At 67.9% G+C, this 15509-nt stretch carries 17 protein-coding genes; 6 read left to right on the top strand and 11 right to left on the bottom strand.

Annotated elements, in window-relative coordinates; genetic code table 11:
• Nucleotides 1-44: 44 nt before the first annotated feature.
• Nucleotides 45-893 carry a glutamate racemase gene (locus ABIC66_RS04330; protein ID WP_354068148.1) on the bottom strand — a complete coding sequence of 283 codons (849 nt, stop codon included), beginning with the start codon at nucleotides 891-893 and terminating at the stop codon, nucleotides 45-47.
• Nucleotides 894-1014: 121 nt separating this feature from the next.
• On the opposite strand from ABIC66_RS04330, the gene ABIC66_RS04335 reads away from it, so the two are divergent.
• The 3 genes from ABIC66_RS04335 to ABIC66_RS04345 all read left to right on the top strand — a co-directional run bounded on the left by ABIC66_RS04335 (nucleotide 1015) and on the right by ABIC66_RS04345 (nucleotide 4961).
• The gene (locus tag ABIC66_RS04335; RefSeq protein ID WP_354068149.1) at nucleotides 1015-3141 is read left to right on the top strand and encodes a M3 family metallopeptidase; all 2127 of its coding nucleotides are present in this window, start codon (nucleotides 1015-1017) and stop codon (nucleotides 3139-3141) included.
• Nucleotides 3142-3323: 182 nt separating this feature from the next.
• Nucleotides 3324-4364 (top strand): TraB/GumN family protein, encoded by a 1041-nt coding sequence (locus tag ABIC66_RS04340; RefSeq protein ID WP_502910287.1) that lies wholly within the window; start codon nucleotides 3324-3326, stop codon nucleotides 4362-4364.
• Nucleotides 4365-4427: 63 nt separating this feature from the next.
• The gene (locus ABIC66_RS04345) at nucleotides 4428-4961 is read left to right on the top strand and encodes an SRPBCC family protein (RefSeq protein WP_354068151.1); all 534 of its coding nucleotides are present in this window, start codon (nucleotides 4428-4430) and stop codon (nucleotides 4959-4961) included.
• A gap of 202 nt (nucleotides 4962-5163) precedes the next feature.
• On the opposite strand, the gene creS is transcribed toward ABIC66_RS04345, so the two are convergent.
• Together creS and ahpD are read right to left on the bottom strand one after the other, a co-directional pair.
• A complete protein-coding gene (gene creS, locus ABIC66_RS04355) occupies nucleotides 5164-6537 on the bottom strand; it encodes a crescentin (protein WP_354068152.1) in 1374 nt (457 codons plus the stop codon).
• Nucleotides 6538-6699: 162 nt separating this feature from the next.
• Nucleotides 6700-7254 (bottom strand): alkylhydroperoxidase, AhpD family, encoded by a 555-nt coding sequence (gene ahpD, locus ABIC66_RS04360; RefSeq protein WP_354068153.1) that lies wholly within the window; start codon nucleotides 7252-7254, stop codon nucleotides 6700-6702.
• A 230-nt stretch (nucleotides 7255-7484) separates the two neighbouring features.
• On the opposite strand from ahpD, the gene ABIC66_RS04365 reads away from it, so the two are divergent.
• Entirely contained in the window at nucleotides 7485-8387 is a 903-nt protein-coding gene (locus tag ABIC66_RS04365) for a hydrogen peroxide-inducible genes activator (RefSeq protein ID WP_354068154.1), read from the top strand.
• Here ABIC66_RS04365 and ABIC66_RS04370 read toward each other — a convergent pair.
• Genes ABIC66_RS04370 through ABIC66_RS04395 form a run of 6 tightly spaced genes read right to left on the bottom strand, consistent with a single transcriptional unit; the run spans nucleotide 8384 to nucleotide 12513 of the window.
• A complete protein-coding gene (locus ABIC66_RS04370) occupies nucleotides 8384-8833 on the bottom strand; it encodes a hypothetical protein (RefSeq protein WP_354068155.1) in 450 nt (149 codons plus the stop codon). The two genes, ABIC66_RS04365 and ABIC66_RS04370, sit on opposite strands and share 4 nt — an antisense overlap.
• The gene (locus tag ABIC66_RS04375) at nucleotides 8823-9593 is read right to left on the bottom strand and encodes an ABC transporter ATP-binding protein (RefSeq protein ID WP_354068156.1); all 771 of its coding nucleotides are present in this window, start codon (nucleotides 9591-9593) and stop codon (nucleotides 8823-8825) included. Before ABIC66_RS04375 ends, ABIC66_RS04370 begins: the two co-directional genes overlap by 11 nt.
• A complete protein-coding gene (locus tag ABIC66_RS04380; protein ID WP_354068157.1) occupies nucleotides 9590-10402 on the bottom strand; it encodes an MlaE family ABC transporter permease in 813 nt (270 codons plus the stop codon). Before ABIC66_RS04380 ends, ABIC66_RS04375 begins: the two co-directional genes overlap by 4 nt.
• Nucleotide 10403: 1 nt before the next feature.
• Nucleotides 10404-10928: an outer membrane lipid asymmetry maintenance protein MlaD gene (gene mlaD, locus ABIC66_RS04385; RefSeq protein ID WP_354068158.1), complete on the bottom strand. Its 525-nt coding sequence runs from the start codon at nucleotides 10926-10928 to the stop codon at nucleotides 10404-10406.
• Nucleotides 10929-10957: 29 nt separating this feature from the next.
• Entirely contained in the window at nucleotides 10958-11626 is a 669-nt protein-coding gene (locus ABIC66_RS04390; RefSeq protein WP_354068159.1) for an MlaC/ttg2D family ABC transporter substrate-binding protein, read from the bottom strand.
• On the bottom strand, nucleotides 11623-12513 hold the full coding sequence (locus ABIC66_RS04395; RefSeq protein ID WP_354068160.1) for an MlaA family lipoprotein: 891 nt from the start codon (nucleotides 12511-12513) through the stop codon (nucleotides 11623-11625). The genes ABIC66_RS04390 and ABIC66_RS04395 overlap by 4 nt, the downstream gene beginning before the upstream one ends.
• Before the next feature lie 247 nt (nucleotides 12514-12760).
• Between ABIC66_RS04395 and ABIC66_RS04400 the strand changes: the two genes are divergently transcribed.
• Nucleotides 12761-13360, top strand: a complete 600-nt coding sequence (locus tag ABIC66_RS04400; RefSeq protein ID WP_354068161.1) for a PadR family transcriptional regulator — start codon at nucleotides 12761-12763, stop codon at nucleotides 13358-13360.
• A 22-nt stretch (nucleotides 13361-13382) separates the two neighbouring features.
• Nucleotides 13383-13718 (top strand): DUF2218 domain-containing protein, encoded by a 336-nt coding sequence (locus tag ABIC66_RS04405; protein ID WP_354068162.1) that lies wholly within the window; start codon nucleotides 13383-13385, stop codon nucleotides 13716-13718.
• 19 nt (nucleotides 13719-13737) lie between these two features.
• Here the strand turns inward: ABIC66_RS04405 and ABIC66_RS04410 are convergent, their stop codons facing one another.
• Together ABIC66_RS04410 and ABIC66_RS04415 are read right to left on the bottom strand one after the other, a co-directional pair.
• On the bottom strand, nucleotides 13738-14289 hold the full coding sequence (locus tag ABIC66_RS04410) for a hypothetical protein (protein ID WP_354068163.1): 552 nt from the start codon (nucleotides 14287-14289) through the stop codon (nucleotides 13738-13740).
• Nucleotides 14290-14330: 41 nt separating this feature from the next.
• Nucleotides 14331-15431: a GNAT family N-acetyltransferase gene (locus ABIC66_RS04415; RefSeq protein ID WP_354068164.1), complete on the bottom strand. Its 1101-nt coding sequence runs from the start codon at nucleotides 15429-15431 to the stop codon at nucleotides 14331-14333.
• Nucleotides 15432-15509: the final 78 nt, after the last annotated feature.

Genomic DNA, 15509 nt, shown 5'->3' on the forward strand with positions numbered 1-15509 from the left:
GGCGTTTACGGCGTTCGTCAGGAAATGATTCACAACGTCGCGGGTTACGCGGCCTCGAACGCCACCGGACCGCCCCAGAAGCCCTGGACCAGGCCGTTCTGCGGGCCCGGCGTTCCCGTGGTCAGGAACACGCGGCTCCCGCCGGTTCCCTGCTGATATTCCGGATGGCGCTCGAGATAGAGCTCCAGCGCGTCGGCGGTCGAGGCGGGCTGCTGGATCAGCGGCGTCCCGGCCGGCAAGGCGGCGCGGAAGATGTCGGCGATGATCTCGTAGTGGGTGCAGCCCAGCACCACGCGGTCGGGGAAGCGGCCGATGCGGGTCTTCAGCGCCTGGACGTGGCCCTCAACCGCCTTGGCCAGTTCGACCGCGCTGGCGTCGCCCTCGATCAGCGGCACCAGCTGCGGGCAGGGTTCGGAGAACACCGCCAGGTCCTGCTTGCGCTTGTCGATCTCGATCTCGTAGACGCGCGAGCGCACCGTGGCCGGGGTCGCGAACACGCCCAGAATGTCCAGCTGCTCGACCTTCTCGCCGCGTCGCTCGGCCTCGTGCTCCCAGGGCAGGCCGGTGGCGGCCTCGATGGTCGGCACGATGATGCCCAGGATGTTGACCGGCCGGCCCAGGGCCTTGCGATAGCCGGGCAGCCAGGTCTGCTGCAGCCGGCGCAGGGCGATGGCCGAGGCGGTGTTGCAGGCCAGGACCACCAGGCTGGCGCCGCGGTCGAACAGGCGCTCGCAGCCCGCGCGGGTGAGATCGACGATGTCCTCGCCGGTCCGCACGCCATAGGGCGCGTTGGCCTGGTCGGCCAGATAGGTGAAGTCCGCGCGCGGCAGACGTTGCACGAGGGCGCGGTGGACCGAGAGGCCGCCCACGCCGGAGTCGAAGACGCCGATCATGGGCAAGCTGTAGCCGCCAAAGCCGGCGCCGTCCACGTGGCTGGAAAGGTTACGGTCCTGTCATGTGACGCCCATGGAGCCATGCCCTAGGGTCGCTGCAAATCTTCACCGGAGACACTCCGTGCAACGTCGTACGTTCCTTGCTTCAGCCGCCGCCACCGGCGCGGTCGCCGCCCTCAATCCGAGCTTGTCCATGGCCCAGACGACCAATCCCTTGACCGCCAAGTGGACCGGCCCCTATGGCGGCGTGCCGGCCTTCGACAAGGTCAAGGTCGCCGACTTCAAGCCGGCCATCGAGGCGGCCATGGCCAAGAACCTGGCCGAGATCGACGCGATCACCGCCAACAGAGCCGCGCCGACCTTCGCCAACACGATCGCGGCGCTGGAAGACGCCGGGCGGTTGCTGAACGACGTCCAGACCTATTACGGCATCTGGGGCTCGACCATGAGCACGCCGGAGTTCCAGGTCGTCGAGGCGGAGATGGATCCCGTGCTCTCGGCGCACGGCGACAAGATCACCCAGAACGCGGCGCTCTTCGCCCGTATCGAGGCCGTCTACACTTCGCCCGACAAGGCCAAGCTGACGCCGGAACAGCAGCGGGTGCTGTGGATCTACTACACCAACTTCGTGCGCGCCGGCGCCAAGCTGGACGCGGCCGCCAAGGCTCGGGTCGGGGCGATCAACACCGAGCTGGCCGGCCTGTTCACCAAGTTCAGCCAGAACCTGCTGGCCGACGAGAACACCTGGATCGAGCTGACCGACGCCGACCTGGTCGGCCTGCCGGAAAGCCTGAAAGCCGCCGCCGCCTCGAACGCCACGGCCCGCAAGCTTCCGGGCAAGTTCATCGTCGTCAACACCCGCTCCAGCGTCGATCCGTTCCTGACCGAGTCCCCGGCCCGCGCGGCCCGCGAAAAGGTCTGGCGCGCCTTCGTCAATCGCGGCGACAACGGCGGGGCGACCGACAATAACGCCATCATCGCCAAGATCCTGAAGCTGCGCGTCGAGCGGGCCAAGCTGCTGGGCTACAAGACGCACGCCCATTGGCGTCTCGAGAACGCCATGGCCAAGACGCCCGAGAACGCCATGGCCCTGATGGAGGCGGTCTGGACCCCGGCCATCGCCCAGGTCGCCATCGACGTCGCCGACATGCAGGCGATCATCGACAAGGAGGGGGGCGGCTTCAAGCTGGAGTCCTGGGATTACCGGTACTACGCCGAGAAGGTCCGCAAGGCGAAGTACGACCTCGATATGAACGAAGTGAAGCCGTATCTGCAGCTGGACAAGCTGCGCGAGGGCATGTTCTGGGCATCGGGCCAGCTGTACGGCTTCCAGTTCAAGAAGCTGGAAGGCATCCCCGTCTATCACGAGGACATCACGGTCTATGAGGTGACCCGCGCCGGCAAGCACGTCGGCCTTTGGTACTTCGACCCCTATGCCCGCCCCGGCAAGCGCTCGGGCGCCTGGATGAACGCCTATCGCACCCAGGAGCGGTTCAAGGGCGAGATCACGACGATCGTCTCGAACAACGCCAACTTCATCAAGGGCAAGCCCGGCGAGCCCCTACTGATCTCGTGGGACGACGCCGTCACCCTGTTCCACGAATTCGGTCACGCCATCCATGGCCTGAACGCCAATGCGACCTATCCGACCGTGTCGGGCACTAACGTGGCGCGGGACTATGTCGAGTTCCCCAGCCAGCTGAACGAGCACTGGCTGCCGACCAAAGAGGTGCTGAACCAGTTCGCCCTGCACTATCAGACCGGCAAGCCGATCCCCCAGGCCCTGGTCGATAAGATCGAGGCGGCCGGCAAGTTCGGTCAGGGCTTCGGCACGACCGAATATCTGGCCAGCGCCCTGATCGACATGAAGCTGCACCTGGCCGGCGACGTCGACATCGACCCGGACAAGTTCGAGCGCGAGGAACTGGCCAAGCTGAACATGCCCAAGGAGATCGTTATGCGGCACCGCACGCCGCAGTTCGGTCACGTGTTCTCGGGCGACGGCTATTCGGCCGGCTATTATAGCTATCTGTGGGCCGACACCCTGACGGCCGACGTCGCCGAAGCCTTCCAGGAGGCGCCGGGCGGCTTCTACGACAAGCCGACCGCCAAGCGGCTGTATGAGACCATCATGTCGAAGGGCAACACGGTCGACCCCGTCGACCAGTTCCGCGCCTTCCGCGGCCGCGACGTGAAGATCGGGGCGCTGATGCGGCATCGGGGCTTCCCGGTCCCGGCTGGGGCTTAAGGTTAGAGAACACGGGCCACAATCCTCGTCATCCCGGAAGCCTCGTAGAGGCTATCCGGGACCCAGGGCCGGCGCATCGCGGTTGCCCCTGGGTCCCGGCTCTACGCTTCGCTTCGGCCGGGATGACGAAATAAAGTGGAGCGGACAAAACCCTCCTTCTCTCGTTACAGGCGGGAAGTTCCATGAAGCGACGGCGCGCGTTATGCAGTCGCGGGGCCGAAGGAGTATCGATGATCGCGTCAAAGCTCGTTCCTCTGGCCATTTGCCTGACCTTGGCCATGCCGGCCGCCGCCCAGACCACCCCTGCGCCGCCGCCCACCGTCGACCTCGGCGCCGCCCCGGCCCAGGACGAAAGCGCGGTGGTCGCCGAGCTGACCGTCGTCGCCAAGCCGCCTGGTCCGGCCATCTGGCTGGTCGAGAAGGACGGCGCCAAGCTCTACATCCTCGGCTCGGCCCCGCCCCTGCCCCACCAGCTGAAGTGGGAAAGCCCGCGCCTGAACAAGGCGCTGGACAAGGCCAGCCTGGTGCTGGTTCCGCCCGAGGCCTCGGTAGGCGTCACCCAGATCGCCGGCTTCATTTTCAAATTCGGCGGCGGCCTGCGCCAGCCGATGGGCAAGAATCTGGAAGATCAGCTGCCGCCCGACCTGAAGGCCCGATTCATCGAGTCCCGCACCCAGGCCCGCAAGCGCGCGGGCGACTACAAGAACTGGCGGCCGGCCGTGGCGGGCTTCCTGCTGCTGTCGGACTTCCGCCAGGCGGCGGGCCTGTCGGAAGCCAAGCCGGTCAGCACGATCGAGCGCATGGCCAAGGCCCGCAAGCTGAAGGTCAAGGCCGTCGGCCAGTACCGGATGAGCGCGGTGACCACGATCGCGTCCAAGCTTTCGGACGAGGACCAGCTCTACTGCCTGCGCGTGGCGCTGGACGAGATCGCCTACGACGGCGCCCACTCCACCACGATCGGCGGCGACTGGGCGCAGGGAGACCTGGGCTCGGTCCGCGCTCGCTATCGGGCCAGCGCCGTTCAGCGCTGCCTGCTGCGCGCGCCGGGCGGCCCGGCGTTGCTGGAGAAAGGCGTGATCCAGACCACCGACGCCATGACAGACGCCCTGAAGCGTCCCGGCGTCACCGTGGCGGTGGTCGATCTGGGTTTCCTGTTGCCGGCCAATGGCGTGCTGGATCGGCTGAAGGCCGGGGGCGCGACCGTGAGTTCACCGGTCGAATAACGGGCTCTTGACGGTCTCCCCGCCCTGCCCCCAGCCTTGCGTCGGGTTCGGGAGGGAAAATCCATGAAGATGACGATCGCCGCGACAGTCCTGGCGCTGCTGGCGGCCGGAAGCGCGCGGGCGGCGGTGATCGACGCCCAGCCTAGCGGTTTCGAGATCCGTCACGAGGTCGTGGTCGCCGCGCCGGCCAGCGTTGTCTGGGCGACCCTGGTGCAGCCCTCGAAATGGTGGGTGTCCGCACATACCTGGTCGGGCGCGTCCGCCAATCTGTCCCTGGGGGCGGCCTCGGGCGGCTGCTTCTGCGAGCGCCTGCCGAACGGCGGCTCGGTGCTGCACATGACCACGGTCTATGCCGCGCCCGGGCAAAAGCTGGTGCTGTCCGGCGCCCTGGGTCCGCTGCAGACCTCCGGCGCGAGCGGCGCCCTCACCGTCCTGCTCGCCGAGAAGGACGGCCAGACCACGGTGACCGTCACCTATGACGTCGGCGGCTATTTCAAGGGCGGCCTGGACAAGCTCGCCGCCCCGGTGGACGGCGTGGTCGGCCAGCAGGTGGCGGGGCTGAAGGCGGCGGCCGAGGGACCCCAAGGCCTCAAGTAACAACAACCCGTGTCATCCCGGGCGGCGTAGCCGACCCGGGACCCAGGGCCAAGCCCAGTGCGGTGGTCCCTGGGTCCCGGCTCTTCGCTTCGCTACGGCCGGGATGACACGGGTTGATGGCAGGCGCATGCAGAAACGCCCGCGAACCTTTCGGCGCGCGGGCGTCTTGCATCTGAGTCCAGCTTTCGTTGAGAGATGAACCTCACCCCGCTTCGGCAAGACCCTCGTCCGACGCGCCCAGCAGGGCCATCTGCAGGCGCGAGCGGTCGCGGCGGGCCGCTTCCAGGGCGCCTTCGGCCAGGGCGGCTTCCGAGGTGAGGCGTTCGATCGTGCCTTGCAGCTCGGCGACCTTCTCTTCGTGTTCGCGGCGCAGCTGGTCCTGGGCTTCCTGCATGGCGTCGAGCCGCGTGCGCAGTTGCTGGGCCCGTTCCTCGGCGCGCTTCATGGCCTTGTCCTGGGCGACGGCGTTCTTGGCCAGCTGGTCGGCGCGCTCGATCGCGGTGGCGCGGGCGGTGTCGACGCCGGCGTGGCGCTGGCGCAGGCCGTCCGACTCTTCTTCCAGCGTACGGATCCGGTCCAGGGCGCGCTCCAGGGCGACGTTGAGATCGCCGGCGCGGCGCTCGACCGCCTTCTGGTGAGCCGAGGACTCGGCGAGGCGGGCCGAGATCTGGCCGTTCATCTCTTCCAGCTTGTCGGCGCGACCGGTGGCGGTCTCGAGGCGGGTCTGCAGGGCCGAGATCTCGGCGCGGGCGGCCTCGACCTGGCTCTCCAGGCCGCGAATGGTGCGGCCGCTGTCGGTCTGATGGGCCGCCAGGGCGTTCTCGATCGCCTGGACGCGGGCGCGTTCGGCGGCGATCTGGGCTTCGAGGTCGGTTTCGATGCGCGACAGGCGCGCCACGTCCAGGCCCGCTTGGTCGACGCGCTTCTTCAGGGTCGCGGCTTCCTCGCCCAGCAGGGCGTTGTCCTGGTTGGCGCGGGCCAGGGCGGCCTCGGCGTCGCCACGACGAGCGTCGATCTCCTGAGCCTGGGCGCGCAGACCTTCGAGGTCCTGCGCCAGGTGCTCGATGCGGGCGGTGGAGTCGCGCAAGCTGGCGTCAAGGCTAGAGACCTTCAGGTCCGACTGCAGCAGGGCGTTGCGCAGGCGATCGATCTCGAGCGCATTGTCCTCGAGGGTCGTCTCTTGGGTCTGACGGCGCGCTTCGGATTCGCCGAGCGCGGTTTCGGCGGCGGCCAGGCGCGCGGACACTTCGCGCTCCTCGGCTTGGATCTGGGCGATGATCCGCTGAGCCTGGTCGTAGTTGGAGCGCAGGGCGATCAGTTCCGCGTGCTCGCTGCGGCGCGCCTCGAACTCCTGGGCGACGGGGCCGCGGATCTCGGCGATCAGCGGCTCGATCGCCTTCAGGTGCTCCATGACCCGGCCGATGCTGTCCAGGCCACCGTGGATGGTCTCGTAGCGCTGGCCGATCGCCTGGGTGGATTCGATCTGGTGCTGCACGGTCTCGATCCGGGTTTCCTCACCCAGAACGGTCGGCTTGCCGGATTTGTTCTCACGAGAATTCTTCGACAGCAGTCTCATCTAGCCCACCTTCGCCCCATGCGAGCCCGCCACGTCCTGAAGGAACGCCTTGCGGAAGCCGCGAATCTCTTACCCAGAGGTTAACAACTTAGTTTACGGACAAGATGAATGTCGAGGGGCGCCAAGGGCCGCTGGCCCGCGACCGGGCGTCGCGGACCGGTTTCAAATCCCCGAAAATTGGGGACGCCCGACGGACTCGGCCGCCAGCACCCGGCCCACGGCGCTCACAACCGCCGCGATGCGCAGGGCGGCCTGCACCTGGATGGGCCGCACGCCGCGTTGGCGCAGCTCGGCCTCGTGGCTGTCGAGGCAGGCGCCGCAGGCGTTGATGGCCGAGACGGCCATGCACCAGAGCTCGTAGTCGACGGTCTCCACGCCGGGATGGTGGGCTAGTCGGTTCATGCGCAGCCGCGAAGGTAAGGCCTTGTAGTCCGGGGATCGCATCAGGTGCAGGGCGCGGAAATAGACGTTGTTCATGGCCATGATCGCGGCCGCCGTCCTCGCGGCCTCGAAGGCTTCGTGCGAGAGGCCGGCCTCCCGGGCCGCGATCTCGATCGCCGACAAGGTTTCGGGCTCGCCGACCGCGTAGGCGCTGGCGACCAAGCAGCCCCACCGGGCTTGATCCGACAGCACCGTTTCCCCAGCCACGACCGAGAGGTTGGTTCCCAGATCGCGGGCATAGGCGGGCAGCTGGGCCCGCAGGGCCTCGATCGACATGGGAGCGCTCCGTCGGACAGGGATCAGCGGCTTAGCATCGGCGGGGACGGTTCGTCCCGGTCCGCGCCGTGGGGAGGGGGAGACGCGGGCGGACCGGGACTGGCGGGGTGGTCGGCGTCGGTGGGGGAGAAACGCCGGAACATCACCGTGCGATCTGGCTACGCTCCGGCGGTTCAGTTATCCAATCGATAGTTTTTTGCATCTCGATAGATCCGCCCTATATAGCCCTCATGCTCCTCCCGACCCTTCGCCAGTTGCAATATCTGAAGCTCCTGTCCGAGCACGGCTCGTTCAGCCGCGCCGCCGAGAGCGCCTTCGTCACCCAGCCGACCCTGTCGGCCGGCATCCAGGAACTGGAGAAGATCCTGGGCGCGCCGGTGGTCGACCGGGCGCGCTCGGGTGTGATCCTGACCGCCGCCGGCCAGGAAGCCGTGCGGCGGGCCGAAGACATCCTGACGCGGGCCGAGGACCTGGTGCAGGCCGCGCGCGGCGCCGGCCAGCCGCTGGCGGGCCGCTTTCGTCTGGGCGTGATCCCGACCGTGGCGCCCTATCTGCTGCCGCGCGCCCTGCCCGTGCTGCGCGACCGCTTTCCGAAGCTGAAGCTGTTTCTGCGCGAGGACCTGACCCACCGCCTGATCGCGGCCCTGAAGAGCGGCGCGCTCGACGCGGCGCTGATCGCCCTGCCCTACGACATGGCCGGCCTAGACTGGGCCCACGTCGAGGACGACGAATTGCTGGCCGCGGCGCCGGCCAACCACCCGATGGCGGCGTCGGTCCGGGTCGATCCCGACAGCCTGCGTGGCGATGATCTGATCCTGCTGGAAGACGGCCACTGTCTGCGCGACCACGCCCTGGCCGCCTGCGGGCTGGAGCCGTCCAAGAGCGTCGGCGAGGAGGAAAGCTTCGCGGCCACCTCGCTGCCGACCCTGGTGCAGATGATCGGCTCGGGCCTGGGCGTTTCGTTCCTGCCGGCCATGGCGGTGCAGGCGGGCCTGACCGACAAGACGGCGATCACCATCCGGCCGCTGGCCGCCGAACATCCCAGCCGCGAAATCGTCGTGGCTTGGCGCGCCGGGTCGAGCCGGGTCGTCGAGGGCAAGCTGCTGGCGGAAACGCTGCGAGAGGCTGCCTAGCGGGCCAGCTTCGCGCGCGCCGCCTGTTCGACCTTGTCGAGGCCCTTCAGGGTGTCGTTCGACGATTCCAGGATCTTGTTGAAGCCCCGCAGGTCGCTGGTGTCGATCTTGCGGATCACCTTTTCGCGTGACCATTCCAGCCCGACCAGCTGGCCCAGGCGGCAGGCCTTGGGCAGGACGCCGGGGCGTTCGGAGGGGCCGCCCTTGACCAGCAGCTTGCCGACGATGTCGTTCCAGTTCGGCGAGCCGGGCACGCAGAACGCCAGGTGGTCGCAATTGCCGGTCCAGAACCGCCTGTACCAGCGCTCATGCTCGGGCGTGTCGTAGCGATTGGGCGCGACACCCACCAGGCTTTGACAGTCAGCGCGGACATAGGACTGGGCCTGGGCGCTTCCCGCGACCAGGCTGGCCGCCAGCAGCGCGGCCGCGACGATTCTAGACCGCATGGGAGATCGGACCCTCGGCGCGGCCTTCCACGAACTGGCGAACATAAGGATTGTCGGTGGTCCGCAGCTCGGCGGCCGGGCCGCGCCAGATGATCTTGCCGTCGTGCAGCATGGCGATCTCGTCGCCGATCGTCTGGGCCGAGGCCAGGTCGTGGGTGATCGACACGGCGGTCGAGCCGAGGCGGCGCACCTGGTCGGAGATCAGCTGGTTGATCGCCGCGGCGGTGATCGGATCCAGACCCGTGGTCGGCTCGTCGAAGAACAGGATCTCCGGCCGGGCGACGACGGCGCGGGCCAGGCCGGCGCGCTTCTGCATGCCGCCCGACAGTTCGGAAGGAAAACGATCGGCGACGGCCGGAGCCAGGCGCACCTGCTCCAGGGCCTCGATCGCGCGCTCGCGGGCTTCCTTGCGCGGCACGCCATCGGCGTTGATCAGGCGGAAGGCGACATTTTCCCAGACGGTCAGGCTGTCGAACAGGGCCGCGCCCTGGAACAGCACGCCGATCCGCGAGAACAGCTTGCGGCGCGCCCCCTCCGACAGGCCGACGACGTTCTTGCCGTCCAGTTCGACCTTGCCGGCCTCGGGGCGCATCAGGCCGAGGGCGGTCTTGATGGTCACCGACTTGCCTTGGCCCGAGCCGCCGATGATCACCAGCGACTTGCCCGGCGCGACCGACAGGTCGAGGCCGTCCAGGACCGCGCGGCCCTCGAAGCGCTTGGTCACGCCCTTCCAGGCGAGCTTTGGGATCGCTGCGGTCATTGGGCGGCGTGAGTGAAGAAGGTGGTGAGCAGATAGTCGGAGGCGAAGATCAGGATCGCCGACGACACCACCGCGTGGGTGGTGGCCCGGCCGACGCCTCGCGCCCCGCCCGAGGCATTGTAGCCGTGATAGCAGCCCATCAGCGCCACGATGAAGCCGAACACCGCCGCCTTGATCAGGCCCGAGACGACGTCCCAGGTCTGCAGGAAGTCGATGGTGTTGCGGATGTAGATGGTCGGGTTGAATTCCAGCACCCGCGTGGCCACCAGCCAGCCGCCGGCGACGCCGATGGTGTCGGCGACCGCGGTCAGCAGGGGCAGCATCAGCACGCCGGCCAACAGGCGCGGGCCGACTAGGTAGCGGAACGGGTCCGTTGACAGGGTGCGCATGGCGTCGATCTGCTCGGTGGCGCGCATCGCCCCGATCTCGGCGGCGATGGCGGCCGATACCCGGCCGGCCAGCATCAGGGCGGCCAGCACCGGGCCGAGCTCGCGGGTGATCCCGAGGGCGACGATCTGCGGCATCACCTGCTCGGCGTTGAAGCGCCCGCCGCCGGTGAAGATGTTCAGGGCCAGGGCCGCGCCGGTGAACACGGCGGTCAGGCCCACCACCGGCAGCGAGAAGAAGCCGATGGCCACGATCTGGCGCCACAGCTGGCTCAGGAACCAGGGCGGGGTCAGGGCGGCGACGGCCCCGCGCACGGCGAAGACGCCGACCGCGCCGACCGTGCGCACGGCGGCCAGGGTCGAGCGCCCCAGAACCTGGATGGGATTGGCGGCGACCCGCCGGGCCGCCTCGGCCGGGGCCATGTCAGTAGCTCGCGGCGGGTTGCGTGGCCGGATTGGCCGGCGCGGGGGTCGCGGACGTTCCGGCTTCGCTCGAACCGCCGCCTTGCGGACGGATCACCGAGCCGATCAAGCCGAAGATGTCGACAGCGCCTTGCGTATTCTCGATCTCGCCGCCCGGCTTCAGGTCCTCCAGCGAGGCGCCCGGGGCGATGGCGATGTGGGCCCCGCCCAGCAGGCCGTCGCTGGTGATCTTGGCGGTCGAGTCGGCCGGAAGCTTGACGGTCGGATCGATGCTCAGCTTGGCCACGGCCAGATAGGTCTTCGGCTCCAGAACGACCTCCGAGACCGTGCCGACCTTGACGCCGGCGACGCTGACCGCCGCGCCGGGGGCCAGCGAGCCGGCCTCGCCGAACTTGGCGCTGATCTCATAGTTCCCGCGCTTCATGTGGACGCCGCCCACGCTCAGCGAATAGGTCATGAACCCCGCCGCCAGGGCGAGGACGACGACGCCCATGGCCGTCTCGGCCCACTGTTCGCGCAAGATCAAATCCCCTTGAATCTTAAGCCCCGGATCGCCTAGCGGCGACCCGAAGAACCCGAGCCGCTCTTCTGGAGCTGGCTGATCAGCACGTCGATGTTGCCGCCGGCGTTGTCGATCGTCGAGACGAAGTCCTGCTGTTGGGTGATGGCCAGCCAGATGCCCTTGAACTGCATGTCGACGACCTTCCAGCTCGCGCCGCCGCCCAGCACGCGCCAGGACACCTGCACGGGCTGGCTCAGTTGGCCGCCGGAGATGACGCTGTTGACGATCACGTCGCCCGGCTTGCGGACGACCGAGCCGGTCACCTTCAGCTGCTCGCCGCGATAGTCGTCGATGCGGCTCTGATAGACGTTTTCGGCATAGGTTCGGAAGACCGGCGTGAACCGGGCCCGCTGGTCGGGGGTGATGGTGCGGGCGTACTTGCCCAGCACGAAGTTGGTGATCTTCGGCACGTCGGCCAGCTCGTCCACCGCCTGGTGGAAGATCTGCTTCTTCTGCGTGTCGCTCATGCTCTTGTTGGCCAGCACGGTGATCACGCGCTGGGCCTTGGCCTGGACGAAGGCCTCGGCGCCGGGGTCGCGCGCCTGGGCCAGGGCCGGACTGGCGACGCCCAGGGCCGCGGCCCCGAAGAAAGCCAAAAGCGCGGCGTTGGCGCCGCGCCGGGTCGAAAGGGTGTTTTTCATGGTCTTACCGGGGGAGGTCATGGTTTGGGCGTCGCCGCCTTGGGAGTGGTCGGCGAGGCGACGGGCGGTGTGTCGAAATCGGGCAGCTCTTCAGCCTCGCCGGTGGCCTGGCGGATGAAGGCCTCGCGATATTGGGTATAGGCCGACCGGGTGGTGACGTAGGGGTCGGACGCGTCCTTCAGGGCTTGGAAGGCCGGATCGGTCGCCGCGCGCAGGTCGACGATCGTCACGGCGGTGCGGGCCTTGCCAAAGTCGGTGTCCAGGCCGCCGACGAACATCGAGACGGGGTCGGTGACGATGTCCAGCGCGCGGCCGACGCCGTCACGGACATTCAGCGGGCCCATGACCGGCACATAGACATAGGCGCCGGGGCCCGCGCCCCATTTGCCGAAGGTCTGGCCGAAGTCGGCGTCGCGGCGCGGCAGGTGCATCTTGGCGGCCACGTCGAACAGGCCCAGCACGCCGACCGTCGAATTGACGACGAAGCGCGTGGTCGAGCGCATGGCCCGCTTCGGCTTGCCCTGCAGCACCAGGTTCATGACGGTGTTGGGCTCGCCCAGATTGTAGACCGCCGAGCTGACATGGTTGCGCACCACGCGTGGGGTGACGGCCATATAGCCGTGAGCGACGGGAGCCAGCAGGACGCTGTCCAGGCCCATGCCCAGCTTGAACGAGGCGCGGTTCAGGCCCTCCAGCGGGTCATTGGCCGGCGCGCCGGTCGCGCCTTGCGAGGCCGCCGAAGCCGGAACGGTGGGGATCTGATCCTCGGCGCGCGCGGCGGGGGCCAGGGCCAGCAGGCTGGCGGCCGCGACCAGTCCAGCGGCGGCGAAACGCCGTCCGATGACCGTCTGGTCCGGGCTTTGATCCTGGTCTGGCACGCTTGCGCTCCTGCTTCTCATACGCGGCATGTATTCACGACGCTTTCCGTATCAAGATTGAAAGCGACTATTTCCGGTGACGCTTCTCGCGTGTTGCACGGAAGACGCTCGACTTGGACGGGGCGGCTGCAAAACGGTGATTCGTTTGCGAGCGCCAGCGGCGCCCCGCCTCGTTTCGATCTCGGCGATACAATTAGATATATCGAAATAGCTCTTGACGGCCCGCCAATCCGATATATCTATAATTCCGATATAACGAAACAGGATCTAAAACCACATGTTTGGACGACATCAACATCACCACCGCGGCCACTGGCGCGGTCACGGCGACGAACATCACGGCCGCCATCCGTTCGGCTTTCACGGCGGTCCGCATCACGGCGGTCTCCATGGGGGCCCGCGCGGTCGCGGCGGTCGCATGGGCCGGTTCTTCGATCACGGTGACCTGCGCTTCGTGGTCCTCAAGCTGATCGCCGAGAAGCCCAGCCACGGCTACGAGCTGATCAAGGCCATCGAGACGGCGGCCGGCGGCGCCTACAGCCCTAGCCCCGGCGTGGTCTATCCGACCCTGACCCTGCTGGAAGAGCTGGGCTACGTCACCGCCAGCGACGCCGGCGGCGGCAAGAAGCTCTACACGATCACCCCGGAGGGCGAGGCCTTCCTGGCCAGCAACGACGCGCCGGTCCGTTCGCTGTTCGAACGCATGGCCGAAGCCGCCTCGGCCAGCGCGGCCTTCTCGCCGCAGATCCTGCGGGCCCGCGAGAACCTGAAGACGGCGCTACGGCTCAAGCTGCATGGCGGCCAGCTGACCGCCGAGCAGATCGCGGCCATCGCCAAGGCGCTGGACGACGCCGCATCGGCGATCGAAACGCTCTGAACCCGCGCCGGAGGCATAGCCCATGGAAAGCCACGCCCGCGTCGCCACCGAAAGGGCGGCCCGCTACATGACGCAACTGGCCAAGCACTGGAGCCACAAGTTCGAGGTCCGCTACGACGCGACCTCGGCCTTGTTTCCGCTGCCGCTAGGGACCTGCCGGATGACGGCCCATCCGGACGGCCTGGACATCACGATCGAGGCCGCCGATCTGGAGGGCTTGGCCCGGCTGGAAGACGTCGTCGCCGAGCACCTGGATCGCTTCGCTTTCCGGGAGGGCGAACTGCGCTACGGCTGGACCCGCGCCTGGGCGGCCGGCGGGGTGGATCCGCGGGCGATCCGGATCAACGCGATGCACTAAATTGCATCACCAAATCGCGTCAGGCGCGCCAGGAGATCGAAGCGGCGCCGACATCGTCCGCGATATAGGCCTGAAGATAGACGGCCAGGTCCCTATAGCGGGACTCGCCGTTGGCGTCGTAGGCCCAGACTTCCGGCTCGTCCTCGAAGTCCAGCCACAGGAGGTAGATTTTCTCGTAGGTGTAGTCGCTGCCGGCGAACAGCGTGAGGCGTTCTGGGCGGAACAGGCCCGAGGCTTCGTTCGGCCAATCTTCCTGGCCGGCGATCTGCGCGTCCTTCACGGCCTGAAGAAACGGATCGGCCGCCGTCTCGGCCTCTGACCACAGCGCCTCCAGGTCGGTCAGCGAAAGCCAATGGCCATGGGTAGCGGTGATCCAGCGGCCGCAGTGCTCGAAGCGCGCCTTCAGCATCGGGCTGCATGGCCGACGAACGCCCGGGGCCAAGGTTGGAATTTCGTCGCGAAAGGGCGTCGGCGGCCACAACCGCGGGCGCAGCGCGTCGAGCGCGGGGTCGGCCTCCCCCCAAAATTCCGCCGTCTTGCTGAACGCTGTTTCAATCAGGGTCTTGATCATGGCGCTCCACCCTAAGGTGAACCTTGATCGACGGACAGGCTCTAGTGCAGCCCGCGCAGCAGATCCATGCGGCGCATGGCCTTGCCGGGGATCTCCGAGATCCGGCCCAGGGGCAGGGCCTCGGCCACGCTGCGGACGCCGTAGACCGCGTGGCGCACCAGGGTCGGCACCGAGGGCGAGCCCAGGAAGCCGAACACCACGGTCTGACGCGCGTTGGAAAGCTCGCGCTTGAAGCGGTAATCCCCCGTGCCGAGGTCCAGGCGCGTGTACGGCGTTCCATCCATGCTCTTCAGAATGTCCTGGAACAGCATCAGGCCCGGCGAATAGCGCTCGAGATCCGGATTATGGGCGATCAGCCATCCGTGGATCGTGTGCTCGCCGCGCAAGTGCAAGTGCACGGCGGCCAGGCGCTCGCCCAGGTGCAGGGTGTAGAGCCCGCCGCCGAAGTCGGGATCGCGGCGCGCGAAGACGTCGTCCAGCAGCTTGTTGACCCATGGGGCCTTGAAGAGGTCGGTCTGGTGGGTCAGCAGCAGCTGCACGCGCTTCCAGGCGATCAACTGGTCGAAGGCCGCGCGGCTTTCCGACATCGCGGTGAAGCGGCAAGGGCCGACCTCGCGCTCGGCCTTGCGACGCTTCTTGTCGATGTCCTTCAAGAGGCCGACGCCGGCTTCCTTGCGTTCGGCGGCGTAGGCCTCATAGCCGTCGGGGGTTTCGACGACCCAGCTGTCGGCCTGGCCGCGCGCGTGGCGGCCCAGGGTCACGTCGTCGGCCATCATGTGGCAGAAATCGATGCGGTCGACGTGCAGGGCCGCCAGCAGCTCGCGCGGGTCGATCGCGACGCCGGGGGCCGAGACGAGGGCCTGGTAGTCGCACATCGGCGCGCCGACCGGCATGGCCACGTCCTGGCGGACGCGAGCCGGCAGGAAGGCTATCGCCTCGCCCTCGGGTCCGCGCTCGATCGCCACCTTCACTTCGTGGCCCTTTTCGCCCCCCTCCTTCGTATTTTGGGCCTTGGCCACGGCCAGAGCCCATTGCGGAGACAGGAATGGCGAATCCAGCCGCGCCTGGCCATGCTGAAGCTCGGCCCACCGCGCGATGTCGGCGGGCGAGAGGTCCAGGGCTTTGACGACTTGGATAGGCAAGAGGGTGGTCCCAACGGGATGAGTCGCGGCGCATCGTGACGCCGATAACTTTCCTTAGGGTTGACGACACGGCGTTAT

Origin of the sequence: Caulobacter sp. 1776 (assembly GCF_040545685.1) — a bacterium.
Taxonomy (GTDB): Bacteria; Pseudomonadota; Alphaproteobacteria; order Caulobacterales; family Caulobacteraceae; genus Caulobacter.

What these genes read in the sequence shown, in the direction of transcription:
- ABIC66_RS04365 (WP_354068154.1), top strand. Translation starts at nt 7,485, where the DNA reads ATGCTCCTCCCGACCCTTCGCCAGTTGCAATATCTGAAGCTCCTGTCC.
- ABIC66_RS04375 (WP_354068156.1), bottom strand. Translation starts at nt 9,593, where the DNA reads ATGACCGCAGCGATCCCAAAGCTCGCCTGGAAGGGCGTGACCAAGCGC.
- ABIC66_RS04390 (WP_354068159.1), bottom strand. Translation starts at nt 11,626, where the DNA reads ATGACCTCCCCCGGTAAGACCATGAAAAACACCCTTTCGACCCGGCGC.
- ABIC66_RS04340 (WP_502910287.1), top strand. Translation starts at nt 3,324, where the DNA reads ATGAAGCGACGGCGCGCGTTATGCAGTCGCGGGGCCGAAGGAGTATCG.
- ABIC66_RS04405 (WP_354068162.1), top strand. Translation starts at nt 13,383, where the DNA reads ATGGAAAGCCACGCCCGCGTCGCCACCGAAAGGGCGGCCCGCTACATG.
- creS (WP_354068152.1), bottom strand. Translation starts at nt 6,537, where the DNA reads ATGAGACTGCTGTCGAAGAATTCTCGTGAGAACAAATCCGGCAAGCCG.
- ABIC66_RS04410 (WP_354068163.1), bottom strand. Translation starts at nt 14,289, where the DNA reads ATGATCAAGACCCTGATTGAAACAGCGTTCAGCAAGACGGCGGAATTT.
- ahpD (WP_354068153.1), bottom strand. Translation starts at nt 7,254, where the DNA reads ATGTCGATCGAGGCCCTGCGGGCCCAGCTGCCCGCCTATGCCCGCGAT.
- ABIC66_RS04330 (WP_354068148.1), bottom strand. Translation starts at nt 893, where the DNA reads ATGATCGGCGTCTTCGACTCCGGCGTGGGCGGCCTCTCGGTCCACCGC.
- ABIC66_RS04395 (WP_354068160.1), bottom strand. Translation starts at nt 12,513, where the DNA reads ATGCCGCGTATGAGAAGCAGGAGCGCAAGCGTGCCAGACCAGGATCAA.
- ABIC66_RS04345 (WP_354068151.1), top strand. Translation starts at nt 4,428, where the DNA reads ATGAAGATGACGATCGCCGCGACAGTCCTGGCGCTGCTGGCGGCCGGA.
- ABIC66_RS04370 (WP_354068155.1), bottom strand. Translation starts at nt 8,833, where the DNA reads ATGCGGTCTAGAATCGTCGCGGCCGCGCTGCTGGCGGCCAGCCTGGTC.
- ABIC66_RS04380 (WP_354068157.1), bottom strand. Translation starts at nt 10,402, where the DNA reads ATGGCCCCGGCCGAGGCGGCCCGGCGGGTCGCCGCCAATCCCATCCAG.
- ABIC66_RS04400 (WP_354068161.1), top strand. Translation starts at nt 12,761, where the DNA reads ATGTTTGGACGACATCAACATCACCACCGCGGCCACTGGCGCGGTCAC.